Origin of the sequence: Sporolactobacillus shoreae, assembly GCF_004684935.1 — a bacterium.
GTDB classification, from domain to species: Bacteria; Bacillota; Bacilli; order Bacillales; family Sporolactobacillaceae; genus Sporolactobacillus; species Sporolactobacillus shoreae.
The window spans coordinates 43592-61765 of sequence record NZ_SRJD01000004.1; the positions used below are offsets into that span (position 1 = coordinate 43592).

Below are 18174 nucleotides of genomic sequence, written 5' to 3' on the forward strand. Positions count from 1 at the left end.
AGAGAAACCATGATTTTTTTCTGGATCATTTAGTCTAATCTGATCGGTTTTTTGCCTTAAGCGGAACAAGCCTTCAGACATTTCATGAAAGATTGATGGATCCCCGCATACACTTTAGTACTTGGGTTAATCTTTTCTGGGGGGATTTTATGAACTTTCTTGATAAGCTGAAACAATTCCGCGATTACGAGGAACAGTTGAAATGGGACGGAACATTTGCAGACTACCTGGAATTGGTGAAAAAAAACCCGGTGATTGCACAGTCGGCACACTCAAGGGTGTATCAGATGATTGTTTCTGCGGGTGTTTCTGAAAAAGACGGACACAAATGCTATCACTTTTTTGACGGACAGATTTATGGTCTTGAAGACGCAATTGAACGGCTGGTTGAGGAGTACTTTCATCCGGCGGCAAAAAGGCTGGATGTGAAAAAACGTATATTGCTCTTAATGGGGCCGGTCAGCGGCGGGAAATCAACGATTGTAACCATGCTGAAACGCGGGCTTGAAAAGTATTCATGGACGGATGAAGGGGCGATCTACGCGATCAAGGACTGCCCGATGCATGAGGATCCGCTGCATCTGATTCCGCCTCATCTGCGCGAGGATTTCTTTCAGGAAACGGGTATCCGCGTGGAGGGGAACCTTTCGCCGCTGAATGCGATGAAGCTGGAAAAGGAATATGGCGGAAAGATCGAGAGTGTGCCTGTTGAACGTATTTTTTTGTCCGAAGACAAGCGTGTTGGGATCGGGACGTTCAGTCCGTCTGATCCGAAGTCCCAGGACATTGCCGATCTGACCGGCAGCATTGATTTTTCAACAATTGCTGAGTATGGATCGGAATCGGATCCCCGTGCTTACCGATTTGACGGTGAACTGAATAAAGCTAACCGCGGCCTGATGGAGTTTCAGGAAATGCTGAAATGCGATGAGAAATTTCTCTGGCATTTGCTTTCACTGACTCAGGAGGGTAATTTCAAAGCCGGCCGATTCGCACTGATTTCGGCGGATGAACTGATTGTGGCGCATACGAACGAAACAGAATACCGGACATTTATCAGCAATAAAAAAAATGAGGCGCTGCATTCACGTATGATTGTTATGCCGGTTCCTTATAATCTGAGGGTCAGTGATGAAGAAAAGATTTATCAGAAACTGATTTCAGAGAGCGATGTGGCGAAGGTCCATATCGCACCGCATGCGCTCCGGACGGCGGCCGTTTTCTCCATTCTGACACGTTTGAAAGAATCCAAAAGCCGGGGTATTGATCTTGTAAAGAAAATGCGGCTTTATGATGGTGAAATTGTTGAAGGCTATAATGCTGCGGATATCAAAGAACTTCAGAATGAATTTTCTGATGAAGGCATGAGCGGCATTGACCCGCGCTATGTCATCAACAGGATCTCTTCAGCTATTATCAGAAAAGGAGTCCCTTCAATCAACGCGCTGGATATCCTCCGCTCGATAAAAGAGGGCCTGGATCAGCATCCTTCGATTGCCGAAGAGGAACGAGACCGTTATACTGAATTTATCGCCATTGCGCGCAGGGAATATGACGAAATGGCGAAAAGTGAAGTACAGAAGGCCTTTGTTTATTCTTTTGAAGAATCGGCAAAAACATTAATGGATAATTATCTGGATAATGTAGAAGCGTATTGCAACAGCAACAAAATCTTTGATCCGATTACCGGTGACGAAGTAGATCCCGATGAGAAACTGATGCGGTCGATCGAGGAGCAGATCGGTATTTCTGAAAATGCAAAAAAGGCATTCAGAGAAGAAATTCTGATTCGCATCTCGGCGTACGCGCGAAAGGGCAAACGTTTTAATTATCAGTCCCACGAGCGGTTGAGGGAGGCTATTCAGAAGAAGCTGTTTGCCGATCTGAAAGATGTTGTAAAAATTACGACCTCCAGCAAGACACCTGACGAGACTCAGTTAAAACGGATCAATGAGGTGATCGCGCGTCTTGTTGACGAATACGGTTATAATTCTACTTCAGCAAACGAACTATTAAGATATGTAGGCAGTTTGTTAAATCGCTGATTTTCGGATGCTTCCTTTACTTCGGCAGCCGAAAATGAAAGACGGGCGGTTTGCTTCTGCAAAGCAAAGGGGCAGTCGATGAGCATTATGAAAGAGATATGGAGTTGGATCAAGGCTATTGTGATTGCCCTGATTGTCGTGGCGCTTGTCCGTCAGTTTGTTTTCAGTAACTATATTGTTAAGGGTGAGTCGATGATGCCGACGCTTCAGGATGGCAACCGCCTGATCGTCAGTAAAATCGGCTATACATTTGGTCAGCCTCACCGGTTTGACATTATTGTTTTTCATGCGACACCGACAGATGATTATGTCAAACGTGTTATAGGGCTGCCGGGCGACACCATTGTATACAAAAATGATCAGCTTTATGTGAACGGAAAACCGGTTAGCGAACCGTATTTGAATCGCTATAAAAGCAGATTGCCCAAGGGAACGGATTTGACGAATAATTTCAGCCTTCAAAGTCTGACAGGCAGCGTTCGTGTCCCGAAAGGTGAACTGTGGGTGATGGGTGACAACCGGCAAAACAGTGAGGATAGCCGCTATTTCGGTTTCATCAGCGAGAAAAAAGTCGTCGGCAGAGTCGCTTTCAGATACTGGCCCATGGGTGAATGGGGGACGGTAAATCTGGTTGTTCCGGTTCAATAGTAATCTGTAAAGCGCTTTGGGCAAACCGTCCCGGCGCTTTTCATGTTGAAATGCGCAAAAGTTTGTGCAGAAGTGTGACTCGTTGGTGCCTGTAAATATCAGGAACTATTCAAGCCCGCGATTGTGAATTGAGAGACAGGGAGTCCGGAAAAGAAGATGAGCAGAAAGAAAGAGAAAAATGAATTTTTGGCCTGGATCCGGGCCATTGGTCTTGCCGTACTAATTGTCATCATTCTGAGATCATTTATTCTCGGAAATTATATTGTTGACGGCCCGTCCATGATGCCGACGCTCCATAACGGGGACAGGTTGATCGTCAACAAAATTAATTACCGGTTTTCACAGCCCCGGCGCTTTGATGTGGTGATTTTTCACGCGACGCCAACAAATGACTATGTCAAAAGGGTGATCGGGCTGCCGGGTGACACGATCAGATATACAAATGATCAGCTTTACATAAACAATAAACCGGTCAATGAACCGTTTCTTGATTCGCTGAAAAAAGAAAACAAGACGGGCGAACTGACCTGGAATTTTACCCTGAAGGGTCTTACAGGCGAGACAAGGGTACCCAAGGGGAAATTATGGGTGATGGGGGACAACCGGCAGAACAGCGTGGACAGCCGTTTCCCGGAAGTAGGCTTTGTCAGCGAAAGCAAGGTTGTCGGCAAGGTTGATCTTCGTTACTGGCCGTTGAATTCGTTCGGAATCATTCAGAGATAGTGAAAAAGCGCTCCGATTTGGAACGCTTTTTTGTATGATTTAGAAGGTTAAACAGCCGCATTTTCCTGATCCTTTTGAAAAAAATACTTCATCGCGTGGTAGACGTCGCTTTTCTGCTTCAGGATATACGAATGAAAAGCCTCGTTTTTAATGTTCCGATAAGCGCCCATCAATGTGCTGGACCGGTGATAGGGGTTGATTTCCCCGTACCCGAAAAAGTCGGTCATTTCCATGAGTTCGTTAACGAGACGGACACATTTCGGATTATCGGAGGATAGATTGTCGCCATCCGAGAAATGAAAGGGATAGATATTATATTTCGACGGTGGATAGGATTGGTCAATCAGTTCCAGGGCTTTCACATAAGCGGAAGAACAAATGGTTCCTCCGCTTTCCCCTTTGGAGAAAAAATCCTCCTCACTGACCACTGTCGCTTCCGTGTGATGCGCAATAAACTGAATGGACACTTTTTCATATTTAGTTCGGAGGAAACGGGTCATCCAGAAGAAGAAACTGCGTGCGATGTATTTTTCCCAGACGCCCATCGAACCGCTCGTATCCATCATCGCCAGAACGACGGCTTTGCTTTCCGGCCTGACGATCGTTTCCCATGTTTTGAACCGCAAGTCCTCTTCATGAATCGGGTAAATCTGTGCTTTGCCGGAGCTTGCGTTTCTTTTGATTGCGGAAAGGATGGTTCGGCGCTTATCGATATTGCCCATCAGCCCTTTCCGCCGGATATCCCGGTAATCGATACTGTCCACGACAATTTCCGGTTCCTGTTTTCTTTTCAGGTGTGGAAGCTCGAGCTCTTTAAAAAAAAGATTTTCGATCTCCATAATGGATACATTGGCTTCGTAATAGTCAATCCCCGGCCGGTCTCCGGCGCCCTTCCCCTTTCCCGGACCCTGACCCTGGCCGGCTTGCTTGCCCGGCGCTCTGGCAATCACATCACCGACTTTGCTGTCGCCCTTTCCCTGGCCGACATGCTTTGTTTTTTCAAAATTGTACCGAAGCTTATACTCGTCCAATGACCGGATCGGGATACGCGTCATCTTTTGCCCGTCGGACATGATGATGTTTTCGCTGCTTACCAGATCGGGCAGATTGTTTCTGATCGCTTCTTTGACTTTTTCGGCATGCCTGCGCTGATCCTGATCGCCTTTCTGGTGAAGATCCCACTGCTCTTCCGATATCAAAAAGTTTTTCACAGCCGTTCCCTCCCTGAATTTTGTCATCCGCCAATGAGGGTTGATTAATTCAGTCTATGTAAGAAGTGATCGAAACTTGACTTAAAAATCACTTGGAGGAAAAAATGGACTAATCGTTCACGTGCGCGTTTCCGTAATGGCTTTCCAATTTAAAAATATTTATGATATTTGCCCCCTATCAAAAGGATCAACCGTGTTAGAATAATAGCTGAGACCACGCAGAAGGGTTGTAAAAAATGATAAAAGCGATTGTATTTGATTTCGACGGTGTCATTCTCGACAGCGAGAGAATTATGTATCTGGTGATGCAGAAGATGTTCCATAAATACCACGTGGATCTTCCGCTCAGTGTGTGGAGCCAAGCCATCGGCACGCAGCATGGCTTTGATTCCATCCGATATCTGGAAGAAAACGGCCATGTTAAAATTGACAGGGAATCTTTCTTAGAGGAACGCAATCAGCTTTTTAATACACTCGTGGATAGAGAAGATGTTCTGCCAGGTGTCGAGTCGGTCCTCCGCCAGGCATCGGAGCTCGGACTAAAAATCGGGCTCGCTACAAGTTCGAAGGGAGACTGGCCGCGGAGGCATCTGAAACGTCTCGGCCTCGCCGATTATTTTCAAAGCATCAAGTCATGGGATGATGTTCAGAAAGTGAAACCTGATCCGGCCCTTTACATTCAATCCCTTCAGAGCCTGCAGGTGGAGCCGAAGGAAGCGATCGCCATTGAAGATTCCTTTAACGGGTCGCTTGCTGCGAAGAAAGCCGGAATGTACTGCATCGTCGTTCCCAATGCGGTGACCAAGCAGATGCCGTTTGGTCATGTTGACGGTTGTTTTAATTCCCTTCAGGACGTGTCGCTGACTAAGCTGATGCGATTTTTCACGCCTGCCGAAAATAAATAAATGCCGATCCTGCAGGCGAAATGAATGACAGCGCTCTTTTAAATTTTGTTATATAATAGGAATAGACGAGTGGGATAGATCGTTAAGTTAATGGGAGTGAAGATGATGAGCTGGAAAACAGTTTATGAAAAATGGCAGGCTGAAGATAAGCTTGATCCGGACTTGAAAAAACAGCTTAAAGCAATTGCCGATGATCCGGCAAAACTGGAAGACTGTTTTTATAAGAATCTGGAATTCGGCACCGGTGGCATGCGCGGTGAAATCGGACCGGGTACGAACCGGCTCAATATCTATACAGTCAGGAAAGCGACTGAAGGCTTGGCCAGATTCATTCTTAATGCCGGTGAGGAGGCAGTCAAGCGTGGGGTTGTGATTGCGCACGATCCACGGCACTTTTCTGCTGAGTTCACGCTGGAAGCAGCCAAAACACTTGGCGCGCACGGAATCAAAACCTTTATTTTCGATTCGCTTCGGCCGACGCCGGTGCTTTCATTCGCGGTGCGGTATCTTCATACGTTTTCAGGCATTGTGATCACTGCCAGCCATAATCCGCCGCAGTATAACGGCTATAAGGTTTATGACCAGTTCGGTGGTCAGCTTCCTCCCGCTGAAGCGGACGAAGTCATCAGCTTTGTCGCTTCCGTTGAGGATGAGCTGAATGTCAAAGTTGGTGATGAGCAGGCGCTGAAAGAGCAGGGGCTTCTCGAGGTGGTCGGCAAGGACGTTGATGACGCCTATCAGGAAAAACTGAAGACATTGTCATTGAACCCGGACGTGATCAAAAAAGTCGGCTCAGATCTGAAGATCGTCTTTACGCCGTTACACGGCTCAAGCTACCATCCAGTCGTTAATGGTCTGAAAAACTGGGGTTTCACAAATGTCACGGTTGTTCAGGAGCAGGCCGAACCGGATCCGGAATTCTCAACGGTTAAATCTCCGAACCCGGAAGAGCACGCCGCTTTTAAAATCGCGATTGAATACGGCAAGAAGCTTGACGCCGATCTTCTGCTCGGCACTGATCCGGATTCAGATCGGTTGGGCGTCGCGGTTAAGAACGACCAGGGTGAATATACGGTTCTGACCGGTAACCAGACCGGGGCCGTCATTCTGGACTATCTGCTCGAACAGCGGAAGGAAAAGGGATTGCTGCCTGACAACGGCATTGTGGTCAAAACCATTGTGACCTCGGAAATCGGCCGCACGATCGCAGCCGCATATGGCATTCCGACCGTCGACACACTGACCGGTTTTAAATTCATTGGAGAAAAAATCCACGAATACGAGCTGAACGGCGCACATACCTTCCTCTTTGGCTATGAGGAAAGCTATGGCTGCCTGATCGGTTCCTTTGTCCGCGACAAGGACGCGGTGCAGGCATCCGTGTTTGCCGCGGAAGTGGCCGCTTATTATAAATCCAAGGGCAAATCAATTTACGACGCGCTCCAGGATATCTATAAAAAATACGGCTATTTTGAAGAAGGGCTCGAATCGCTGACACTGAAGGGCATTCAGGGCAAGGAAGAAATTGACGCGATACTGAATGACTTCCGCAGCCAGCCACCTGCCGAGGTTGCCGGCGTGCCGGTTGCTGTGATTGAAGATTATGAGCAATCCGTCACTACAGATGTTAAAACCGGTAGCCAATCCGCGATCACTTTGCCGGTTTCAAATGTTTTGAAATATAAACTCGAAGACGGTTCCTGGTTCTGCCTGCGTCCGTCAGGTACAGAGCCGAAAATCAAGTTCTATTTCGGCGTTCAGGGCGTGGACGAAGCAGAGCGCGACAAGAAATTCACCGCATTGAAAACAGAAGTCATGAGTCGCGTGCATGGATTAGTAAGCAAATAACTTACTTCCACGGGATGGATCGACGGACCTCTTAACATTATCTTTTATTTTTGTTTATAATATGAATAGACTTTAAGAAGGGCATTCGCGTGTGACTATGGCTCAGTTGTCCGGCAGAATTTTTATTCTGCCCGGTGACAAGCAGCGGGTGCCCTTTTCTTGGCTAAAATGATCATTTAAGGTTCATTTGTTTTTAGAGCAGGTTCAGGAGGAAAAAATGAATAAGTTACAGCAGGAAATTAAGCGACGGCGCACATTTGCGATCATCTCCCACCCGGACGCGGGAAAAACAACATTGACTGAAAAATTGCTTGTGCTGGGCGGGGCCATTCGGACAGCCGGTGCCGTTAAGTCAAGAAAAGCGGAAAAGTTTGCCACCTCGGACTGGATGGAGCTGGAGAAAAAAAGGGGAATCTCAGTCACTTCCAGTGTGATGCAGTTTGAATATGATGGCTATAAAATTAATATCCTGGATACTCCCGGGCACCAGGATTTTAGCGAGGACACCTACCGGACACTGATGGCCGTAGACAGCGTGGTCATGATCATTGACGCGGCGAAGGGTGTGGAACCCCAGACGATTAAATTATTCAAAGTCTGCCGTGACCGCGGCATTCCGATTTTTACGTTCATCAATAAGCTTGACCGTCAGGGGCGCGATCCGCTGGAGCTGTTCGAAGAGATTGAAAATGTGCTCGGTATCGAATCCTATCCGATTAATTATCCGATCGGCATGGGGCAGTCCTTCCGCGGTGTTTATGACCGACAGGAGCACAAGATTGAATGGTACAATGAAAAACGCGAACGCCAGGTTCAGGATCTTGGGGAGGTTGACGAACTTTCCGACATTTTGAAGGGTCAGGTTGATGATTACACCCTCAGCCAGCTGGAGGAAAACCTGATGCTGCTTGATGAAGCGGGAAGCTCCTATGATTTTGAGGCGGTCAAGGCAGGCAAGCAGACACCGGTATTCTTTGGCAGCGCCATTTCAAGCTTCGGTGTGCCAACCTTTTTGGAGCATTATCTGAAAATGGCGCCGGATCCGCAGCCGAGAACATCGAGTGCGGAAATGATTCAGCCGGATGATCCGCGTTTTTCAGGCTTTATTTTTAAAATTCAGGCCAACATGAATCCATCCCATCGCGACCGTATCGCTTTTCTGAGGATCGTTTCCGGAGCCTTTGAAAAAGGGATGACCGTATATCTTGATAGAACCGGTAAGCAACTGAAGCTTGCCCAGCCGCAGCAATTCTTTGCGGACAGCCGTGAACTGATTGATGAGGCTTATCCGGGCGACATTGTCGGGCTTTATGATACAGGCTTTTACCAAATTGGTGATACTGTTTGCGATGAAAAAGATACATTCAACTTTGGTGCTCTGCCGCAATTCTCGCCGGAACATTTTGCTAAAGTCCGGGCCAAAAACGCGATGAAGCAGAAGCATTTCCTGAAAGGTGTCAGCCAGCTCGCCCAGGAAGGCGCGATCCAGGTTTACAAGACACCGTATGAGGAAACGATTCTCGGTGTCGTCGGCACACTGCAGTTCGATGTGTTTGTTTACCGGATGCAGGCGGAATATGGTGTGGATCTGGACATTGAGCGGATGCCGCATCAGGTGGCCAAATGGATCGCAAATCCAGCTGACGCCGAAGAGCTGCGCCGTAATTCGAATAACCTTGTTGTCGTCGATTACAAGGATCGGCCGGTGATTATTTTTGAGAATGATTTCTCACTGCGCTGGTTTCAGCAGAAAAATCCGAAGATTGAATTGCGGGATTCAAGTCATAATATGTGAAAATAATAACAGGAGACGGAGCAGTGCTGCTTCGTCTCTTCTGTTTTAGTCTTTTTTTTTTTAGATTCGTGAAAAAGCATGTTTTTTCACGTCTTCCAGCTCGCTGAAAACGATTTAAAATCGCAGGAGAATAAGGAATTACCTCTGAAACGTGTATTTCTTATGATAAAATGAGAAAAATAAGTCTTTCAAAAGGGTGTTAGCGTGGCAAATATCAAAGACGTCGCAAAAAAGGCGGGTGTTTCAGTAACAACCGTTTCCAGAACAATGAACAACAGGGGTTACATTAGCAAAGACACTCGAAAAAAAATTGAAGAAGCCATAAAAGAGTTAGATTATCAGCCGAATCAGATCGCTCGCGCGCTTTTTAAAAAACATTCCTACGTTCTGGGAGTCATTGTTCCCGATCTCAGCCACCCTTTTTTTGCAGAATTGATCAATTTTATTGAAGCCTTCGCCAGTGACAGAAATTATAAAATTCTTGTGTGTAATTCCCTTCAGGATGCAGAGAAAGAAAAAGAATATCTGGATATGCTCAGACAGCACAGAGCCGATGGATTGATCATGTGCAGCCATTCCCTGAATGTCGATGCCTACCGGAAAGTCCAAATGCCTATTGTTTCGTTTGACCGAATCATTTCGTCCTCGATTCCTTATGTCGCGAGTGACAATTATCGGGGAGGAGTTATGGCAACAAAGCATCTGATTAACAAAAATTGTCACAGATTACTCCATATTTCTGGCCCGCTCACTTCTGATCTACTGGCGAACAGGCGAGCCGATGCTTTTCGGGAGACTTGCGCCAAGTTCGGAATCGATTACAAGATCATTGAAGGGGCCTATGTTAAAGCAACTTTTGAAGACAATTGGAATTTTATAAAAAATGAAGTCGCACCGCACTTAAGAGAATTTGACGGTGTTTTTTGCAGTAACGACATCATCGCTTATACGCTCTATGTCTTTGCCTCAAAAGCCAAGATAAGAATCCCGGAACAATTAAAGATTGTGGGTTATGACTATCACAACTTTACACGAATGCTTAAATACCCCATCCTGACGACCATAAAACAGCCCATAGACCAAATTGGAAAAAAGCTGTGCGCGTTATTAATCGATCAAATTGAAAATGTGAGCGCGGACAATTATGTTTTTGACGTGCAATTGATTGAGGGGGAAACAACTTAAGGTTAATTTGGATTCGTGGGAACAGAGTGCTTATTGCATTTTTCTTGACTTACTCTTTAATTCGAAATTGAACGATTATTTCGAAAAAATTTGAAGTGTTTATTGAATCCCCTTTTTTTAATCATTTCATGTCTTACCCCGATCTAATCTGCAACATTGATCCACCGAACAGATCAATCGTTTATTCTGTACCATCAGAATGTTCTTTTATAGGTGCATCAGTATCGGTTCTGTTCATAGGTCGGAAGGCCAAGGACTCTCTGCATGCCCTCATCTACCTGAATGCTGATTTTCTCCTGTTTTTTATTAACCTGCATGCCAATAGTGGGATAAATTCATTTGTGACAATAGACCTGTTTGTGTGTGAATATAATATACATTTTGAAATAGTAGGGTGAATTTCTTTTATTCTTAGTATGTCAACCGGTTGCATATGTTTCTATGTTCATTCGAGGCAGGAAAATCCAAACAAAAACATTCATTATTCCGCATTTTCGAATGCTGAAAACCGCAGATGGAGGTGATTTAAGCGGATTTCGATTCTGCTCCGATTGCTGTTCTTTTCAGCAACAGAATGCAGGGGACAAGTGTGGACACATTAACTCTTTGTTTTAACCCTAGTAAATATCAATGAGAGAGGCGAATAGGATGAATATCAATAAGATTGTCAAACATGCAATGGCGGCAACTTTTACTGTGTCGTTGCTGCTGGGCGGAGCTACCCAGACATTTGCCAAAGAGAGCACAGACTATAATAACGCATATGGGATTTCCCATATTACTCGTTATGACATGTTGAAAATACCTTCACAACAAAATAGCGCCCAATTTAGTATACCTAAATTTGATCCGTCATCGATACAAAATATCCCTGCCGCAGGAGGCCTTGACGTGTGGGACAGCTGGCCTCTGCAAAATGCGGACGGTACTGTAGCCAATTATCGCGGATATCATATTGTCTTTGCCCTGGCGGGTGACCCAAGCAATGGAAATGATACACATATTTATCTATTTTACCAAAAAGCCGGGGATACATCGCTTGCCAGCTGGAAAAACGCCGGTAGAGTATTTACAGATGCGGATAAGCTGGTACCCGGCGATCCGTACCTGAAGTATCAGACTCAGGAATGGTCGGGTTCAGCTACTTTAACGAGTGATGGCAAGGTCCGCCTGTTCTATACAGATTTCTCCGGTGCCCCTGAAGACGGGGGAACGGGTGACAGCGACCAGGTATTGACAACGTCACAAGTTAACCTGTCACAGCCAGATGCAGATACGCTTAAAGTTGATGGTGTAGAGGATCATAAGTCGATCTTTAATGGTGGAGACGGTTCAATCTATCAAAATATTGAGCAGTTCCATGAAGAAGGCATGTTCAGCTCTGGTGATAATCATACGCTGAGAGATCCTCACTACGTCGAAGATAATGGGCACAAATACATTGTTTTTGAATCCAACACGGGAACAGCCGACGGATATCAAGGCGATAACTCCCTATACAATAAAGCGTACTATGGCGGAAGTGAAGCCTTCTACCAAGTCGAGAAAAATAGCCTGCTCCAAAGTCCTGCAAAACAGCTTGCTTCGCTGGCAAACGGCGCGTTAGGCATTGTCGAACTGAACAATGACTATACAGTTAAAAAAGTGCTGCCGCCACTGATTACTTCGAATACCGTAACCGATGAAATTGAACGTGCCAATGTGTTTAAATTGAATGGTAAATGGTATCTGTTCACGGATTCCAGAGGAGCGAAAATGACGATTAACGGCATAGGGGCCGGGGACGTCTATATGTTAGGATTCTGGTCCAATTCACTGACCGGACCGTACAAGCCATTAAACGGAACCGGACTTGTGCTTCACCAGAATATTGATCCAAATGACATTACCTGGACCTATTCACACTTCGCCATTCCTCAGGCGAACAGTAACGAAGCCGTCGTCACCAGTTATATGACGAACAGGGGATTCTTCGCGGATCACCATTCGACCTTTGCACCAAGCTTCTTGCTGAAAATCCAGGGACCGAAAACATCGGTTGTACCGAATGGCATCCTCACGCAAGGGCAACTGACAAAATAATCAATAAGAGCTAAGATTTGAATTAATAAAAAGAATGTCGACTCAGCGTCGGCATTCTTTTTAGCTTAAGTATAAGTTTTTCGCTACAGCATGAGGTAAAAATACGATAGGTTGTTAGGAACAAAGAAGACGGGAACAGCGCAATAGTTGAGTAAGAACGAGTCGTACTGAATTGCAGTAAATTTGCACTGAAATTTTAATCAATCACACTGAATCAAGATGAAATGGAACAGGGAGTTTGAAATTTTGTACAGATCAAGGTAAATACCGCCTTGAGTACAGCTCATGAAATGGCTTACCAGCCGAATTCGGTACTTTACCGGCCGCAACCGCCAATTTACCAGCCGGATTCGGTACTTTACCAGCCGCAATCGCCAATTTACCAGCCGGATTCGAGATTTTACCGGCCAGCGGTTTAAATGCTTTATCTTTTTGCTACATCACAATGTCACAATCCATGTTTGCTGCGGAATTGCTTAGTTTAGAATTTCCTCTAAACAATAAAGAACCTGGATATTTTTTCCGGGTTCTTTATTAAATTCCCTGTTTTATCAAGATTGTTTTCAATTGCTAGAAAGGGCCGCAGTTTTAAAACCAGCCGCGGCCCTTTCTGTGTTACCTTAACTCTTTTATCTGCCGACTTTGTCTCCGAGTTCCGCCCGGACTTCCTGAGCGGCTTCGACCATATTTTTTAATGCTGGGATGGCTTCTTCCGGCCGACGGGTCTTCAGGCCGCAGTCCGGGTTGATCCAGAAAATTTTCGGATCGAGCACTTGAAGCGCCCGTTCGGCGTAGGATTTCATTTCATCGACACTTGGAATGCGCGGGCTGTGGATGTCATAGACGCCCAAGCCAATGCCCTTTTTATATTTAAAGTCTTCAAAAGTCGAGATAATTTCGCCGTGGCTGCGGGCAGCCTCAATTGAAATGACATCGGTATCCAGTGCGTCGATCGCTTCAATAATTTCATCAAATTCCGAGTAACACATATGCGTGTGAATCTGGGTGTCATTATTAACGAATGACGTCGCCAGGCGAAAAGCGTAGACAGCACGGTGAAGGTAATTGGCTTTCTTTTCCTCCTTCAGAGGAAGCCCTTCGCGCAGCGCCGGTTCATCGACCTGAATCATCCGAATATCCGCTTCCTCAAGCGCGTGAATTTCTTTTCTCAGGGCGAGTGCGATCTGGTTGAAGACATCAGCCTGACTGATATCATTGCGGACAAAAGACCAGTTGTAAATTGTAACCGGCCCCGTCAGCATGCCCTTGACCGGCTTTCTGGTCAACGACTGGGCATAGGCGCTTTCTTCAACGGTCAGAGGTGCGGTCCACGCAACGTCTCCGAAGATCAGCGGTGGTTTGACGCAGCGCGAGCCATACGACTGTACCCAGCCGAAGCGCGTAAAGGCGAATCCGGCCAGCTTTTCACCGAAGTATTCGACCATGTCGTTCCGTTCGAATTCTCCATGAACAAGTACATCAATTCCGATGTCCTCCTGAATGTTGATCCATTTGGCCGTCTCATTCCTGATAAACTGATCGTACTGTTCTTTCGTCCATTCACCTCTCCGCAGATTACGGCGTGCCTGCCGGACCTCCTGAGTCTGAGGGAAGCTCCCGATGGTGGTTGTCGGAAGAAGCGGGAGATGGAAAGCATCTTCCTGAATCTGCTGGCGCAATTTATAGGAACCGGGGCGGGTCGGCAGATCGCTGCCCAGATGATTCAGTTCCTTCTGAACCTCTTTGTTGTTCCGATGTGCTGACTGTTGAAGCGCATCCAGATCCACGCGGTTCTTCTCTAGCTGAACCTCGATCGAGTCCTTGCCTTCATTCAGTCCCTTTGCCAGTGTCACGGCTTCGGAAAGCTTCTGGTCCGCAAAAGACAGCGCGTTTTTCAGGACAGGGTCCAGTTCCTTCTCGCTGGCAACAGTGACAGGAACGTGAAGCAGGCTGGAAGAAGGGGTAACCCAGAGTTTATCCCTTCCGCCTACCGCAGCAAGCAGAGTTTCCAGCTCAGCAAAAGTTGCGGCCAGATTGTTCTTCCAAATGTTACGGCCGTCAATGACGCCGGCGGCAAGCACCTTATCCTGAGGAAATGCAAAGGCTTTGATTGCCTCCAGATTGGCCTTCTTGCCGTAAACGAAATCAAGACCGAGTCCATCGACCGGAAGCTTGATGACTTCTTCATAATCATCAACGGCTTCAAAATAAGTCTGCAGAAGAAGCTTCAGATCCGGGACGCCTTCTTTGATCGCCTGATAAACATCCTGGAAAACGGCGACATCTTCAGACGGCAAAGTTTTCGCAAGAATCGGCTCGTCGATCTGCACCCACTCGGCTCCCGCATTTTTTAATTCACTCAGCACCTGGATATAAAGGGGGATCAAGGAATCAAGCAATGTCTGAAAATGATTCCGGTCATAGCCTTTGGAGAGCTTGAGCAATGTTACCGGGCCGACAATCACCGGCTTGGCTGTGATTCCGAGTTCCTGTTTTGCTTCATTGAAAAGGGTCAGCAGCCTGTTTTCCGTAATGCGGGGTTTTGTTTCATTGCTGATTTCCGGGACGATGTAGTGGTAGTTTGTATCGAACCACTTGGTCATTTCTGATGCCTCAGCATCTTTGTTTCCACGCGCGATTGAAAAATAAGTTTCGAGCGAAATTTCTTTTTCACCTTTATCAAACCGTTCCGGAATTAATCCGAATAAGACAGCGGTATCCAGTACATGATCATACAGGCTGAAATCTCCGACAGGAATCAGATCCACGCCAATTTCCTTCTGCTTTCTCAGATAACTCAGCCTGAGTCCCCTGATTGTTTCCAAAAATTCATCTTTTGAAATTTTTGCCGCCCAGAACTGTTCAAGGGCTTTTTTCCATTCTCTCTTTTCGCCGATCCTCGGATAACCGAGGTTTGCGCTCAGCACTTTTGCCATTTCTCCATCCTCCTGTTTTTATCAGTCATCGTTCCACAGAGAGGCAAAATAAAAGCCTCTCTTAATTGTAAGAGAGGCTCGATCAATTATCCGCACCCTCTTATCTTTCAAAGCCTCCGGATTCGGAAGATTTGCTGGAATTAGCACCTTTTTCAAAGAACTGAAAGGTTGCCGGGCTTCATTGGGCCAGTCCCTCCGCCACTCTCAATAAGAGTCAACAAATTAAATACAATTTTAATTTAAAAAAATTTTAACACGAATCAGATTGTTCGTCAATTTAATTAAAGATAGCTTGCGATCTAACGATGTGAACTACTCGGCTATGAATAGCCAAGCTTCTGGGAACACAGCTCACTTGCTTCAAAAATGCTGAAGTAGAGGCCACTGCTTTTTACCAGGGCTCGTCCCGAACCCGCCGGCTCGCTGCTTAACGACCAAAAGCGAGCTGCTTGATATTGCTCGCTGCGTTGACATCCCGGTCGTGGTGCGTGCCGCATTGCGGGCAGGTCCATTCTCTCACATTGAGGGGCTTCTTTCCATCGTCATACCCGCACATGGAACAGAGCTGTGACGTTTTGTACGGATTCACAAGCTTGAGTTCTTTACCGTACCACGCACACTTATAGATGAGCTGCCGCCGGAGCTCGAGTTTTCTCCGCTGGCAACCTTTAATAAATTTGAACCGCTTTTTTGCCGATAAAGAAAGTATCATGTTTTGAATTAATTCAGCGGGAGGGCACCGGTGATCCCGTAGATCTGCGAAGGTGAGCTCAGAATGAGAAGTTGCGAGAACCAGAAACTCTGGCGAGAACATGTGGACAAACAAGAGGCAACAATTTCCTGCCCGGATGAAAATGTACAGCTGCAGATTAAGCTGATTCATTTGACTGTTACGGATCTGAAACTATTGAAGTGGGCAAGGAAAGATGCAGAACCGCAGTTTAACAGTCTTACTGAAGAAATGATCCGAATGATTGACGCGCTGCCTAAGGTAACATCCCTCACTGAACGGATATCTGCGGGGTTAATGAAAAAAATCTGTCTTGAACAGCTGCACCTGATTTTTAGTGGATCACTGGACGCGACGTTCCTGAAAAAGTGTATCGGTAGCGCACAGTTGTTTCGTAAATATGATCTTAAATTCTCGTGTCTCGTAGCCTTCTTTCATCTTTCGAGACAGGTGCTTACCGGACACATCCGCAGTCACGTGAAAGACCGTGCCTGCTGCGAGGCACTGACCGGGGCGCTTGACAGGATGATCAGCCTGGAGCAGCAACTTGTTCTGGATGAACTTTGGACGATTAAGCTGCAGGCGGAAAAGCAGAAAGAGGAGATCATGCGTTTCAGGGCCTACCATGATCCATTGACGGGGCTCCCGAACAGCAGGAAATCGGAAGAATCTCTAGAGAAAGTGCTGCGGGTTTGTGAGAAAAATGAAAGCTCCTTCTCACTTCTGAAAATAAATATTGACGAATTTAAGATCACCAATGAATTATTCGGGCGGACTTTAGGAGATTTGCTGCTCCAGGCAGTGGCCGAACGACTGCAGAATGTCCTGAAAAACTACAGGACGCTCCTTTTTCGGCTTGATGGTGATGAATTTGTTGTGATTAACAATGAAAATATGAATCGCAGGGGAATTGCCTACATTGTTGAGAGGTTGATTCAGACATCGAACCGACCCTTTATCATAGAGGGGAATGAAATTTTCTGCAGTTACTGTATCGGGGTTGCTGTCTGCCCCGACGACGGCAGAAGCAGCGTCCAGATGATTGCGAGTGTGGATGCCGCACTGCGCGAAGCGAAGAAAAAGGGGCGGAACAGTTACTTTTTTTACAACGAAGAGCTTCACAGGTGGCTTCTGAACAAGATACGGATTGAGAATGAATTGCCCGGTGCCCTGGCCAATGATCAGCTCGAACTGTTTTATCAGCCGCAGATCAGGCCGGAAGATGGCTTGCTGGTTGGTGTAGAGGCGCTGGTCCGCTGGCGTCATCCGAAAAATGGGCTGATGCTTCCGAAACAGTTTATTCCGGTTGCCGAAGAAACAGGTCTGATTGGCGAAATCGGCACATGGGTCCTGAAGGAAGCGTGCAGCAGAATGGAAGCATGGCAGTCAGCGGGAGGACCAAAAATACCGATTTCAGTCAATCTGTCTTTCCGCCAGTTCCGTGACAGCCGCCTGGTCACTTTTATAAAGAATGCACTTGATTCCTGCGGGCTCAGCCCTCAGTATCTTAATCTGGAAATAACGGAGTCCATGATGGCGGATGATATGGAACATTCGAGAAACGTCTTAGGTGAGATCAGAAATTTAGGTATAGGCATCAGTCTGGATGACTTTGGAACGGGATACAGTTCGCTCAGCTACCTGAGAAACCTTCCGATCAATCGTCTTAAAATCGACCGGTCGTTCATTAGTGATATTGAAAAAAATAAAAGGGATCAGGCTATTGTTGCCGCTATTGTGACGATGGCGGAAAATTTGTGGATTGAAGTCATTGCCGAGGGCATTGAAACGAAAGAACAGCTGGCTACAGTTGAAAACTGCAGGTGCAGAGCTATTCAGGGGTATTACTACAGCAGACCCTTATCTGAAGCTGAGTTTAAGCGGAAATACCTTTTTCCTTCATAATACCCGGGATAATTGTCATGATTTTGACATACCTTTTTAGCAGATTATTCGTGATAATGAAAGGGAGCGTTCGTACCTGCTCTTTTATAGGATAGATGTTATTCTATACTAATATCAGATTCAGTAAAAAAAGATCCACTTGAAAAGAAAGCAGGTCGATA

General features: G+C 46.3%; 12 protein-coding genes and 1 riboswitch. Of the genes, 9 read left to right on the top strand and 3 right to left on the bottom strand.

Going from position 1 to position 18174, the window contains the following annotated elements; translation table 11 throughout:
• Window positions 1–149 precede the first annotated feature (149 nt).
• The 3 genes from E4665_RS04985 (at window position 150) to lepB (E4665_RS04995) (ending at window position 3416) form a co-directional block, all read left to right on the top strand.
• Window positions 150–2045 (top strand): PrkA family serine protein kinase, encoded by a 1896-nt coding sequence (locus E4665_RS04985; protein WP_135347699.1) that lies wholly within the window; start codon window positions 150–152, stop codon window positions 2043–2045.
• 87 nt (window positions 2046–2132) lie between these two features.
• A complete protein-coding gene (lepB, locus tag E4665_RS04990; RefSeq protein WP_135347846.1) occupies window positions 2133–2693 on the top strand; it encodes a signal peptidase I in 561 nt (186 codons plus the stop codon).
• Between the two features lie 156 nt (window positions 2694–2849).
• Window positions 2850–3416, top strand: coding sequence for a signal peptidase I (gene lepB / locus E4665_RS04995; protein ID WP_135347700.1), 567 nt, complete (start codon window positions 2850–2852; stop codon window positions 3414–3416).
• A 47-nt stretch (window positions 3417–3463) separates the two neighbouring features.
• On the opposite strand, the gene yhbH is transcribed toward lepB (E4665_RS04995), so the two are convergent.
• Entirely contained in the window at window positions 3464–4627 is a 1164-nt protein-coding gene (gene yhbH / locus E4665_RS05000) for a sporulation protein YhbH (protein WP_135347701.1), read from the bottom strand.
• A gap of 236 nt (window positions 4628–4863) precedes the next feature.
• Between yhbH and E4665_RS05005 the strand changes: the two genes are divergently transcribed.
• The 5 genes from E4665_RS05005 (at window position 4864) to E4665_RS05025 (ending at window position 12442) form a co-directional block, all read left to right on the top strand.
• Window positions 4864–5532, top strand: coding sequence for an HAD family hydrolase (locus E4665_RS05005; RefSeq protein WP_135347702.1), 669 nt, complete (start codon window positions 4864–4866; stop codon window positions 5530–5532).
• A gap of 105 nt (window positions 5533–5637) precedes the next feature.
• The gene (locus E4665_RS05010) at window positions 5638–7380 is read left to right on the top strand and encodes a phospho-sugar mutase (protein WP_135347703.1); all 1743 of its coding nucleotides are present in this window, start codon (window positions 5638–5640) and stop codon (window positions 7378–7380) included.
• Window positions 7381–7597: 217 nt separating this feature from the next.
• Window positions 7598–9175 carry a peptide chain release factor 3 gene (locus E4665_RS05015; RefSeq protein WP_135347704.1) on the top strand — a complete coding sequence of 526 codons (1578 nt, stop codon included), beginning with the start codon at window positions 7598–7600 and terminating at the stop codon, window positions 9173–9175.
• 204 nt (window positions 9176–9379) lie between these two features.
• A complete protein-coding gene (locus E4665_RS05020; protein ID WP_135347705.1) occupies window positions 9380–10360 on the top strand; it encodes a LacI family DNA-binding transcriptional regulator in 981 nt (326 codons plus the stop codon).
• A gap of 648 nt (window positions 10361–11008) precedes the next feature.
• On the top strand, window positions 11009–12442 hold the full coding sequence (locus E4665_RS05025; protein ID WP_135347706.1) for a glycoside hydrolase family 68 protein: 1434 nt from the start codon (window positions 11009–11011) through the stop codon (window positions 12440–12442).
• A 629-nt stretch (window positions 12443–13071) separates the two neighbouring features.
• On the opposite strand, the gene metE is transcribed toward E4665_RS05025, so the two are convergent.
• Both metE and E4665_RS05035 read right to left on the bottom strand, forming a co-directional pair.
• Window positions 13072–15378: a 5-methyltetrahydropteroyltriglutamate--homocysteine S-methyltransferase gene (gene metE, locus E4665_RS05030; RefSeq protein WP_135347707.1), complete on the bottom strand. Its 2307-nt coding sequence runs from the start codon at window positions 15376–15378 to the stop codon at window positions 13072–13074.
• A 97-nt stretch (window positions 15379–15475) separates the two neighbouring features.
• Window positions 15476–15592, bottom strand: a riboswitch (SAM riboswitch).
• 213 nt (window positions 15593–15805) lie between these two features.
• Window positions 15806–16090 (bottom strand): zinc ribbon domain-containing protein, encoded by a 285-nt coding sequence (locus E4665_RS05035; protein WP_206663552.1) that lies wholly within the window; start codon window positions 16088–16090, stop codon window positions 15806–15808.
• A 63-nt stretch (window positions 16091–16153) separates the two neighbouring features.
• Between E4665_RS05035 and E4665_RS05040 the strand changes: the two genes are divergently transcribed.
• Window positions 16154–18013: an EAL domain-containing protein gene (locus E4665_RS05040; RefSeq protein ID WP_135347708.1), complete on the top strand. Its 1860-nt coding sequence runs from the start codon at window positions 16154–16156 to the stop codon at window positions 18011–18013.
• Window positions 18014–18174: the final 161 nt, after the last annotated feature.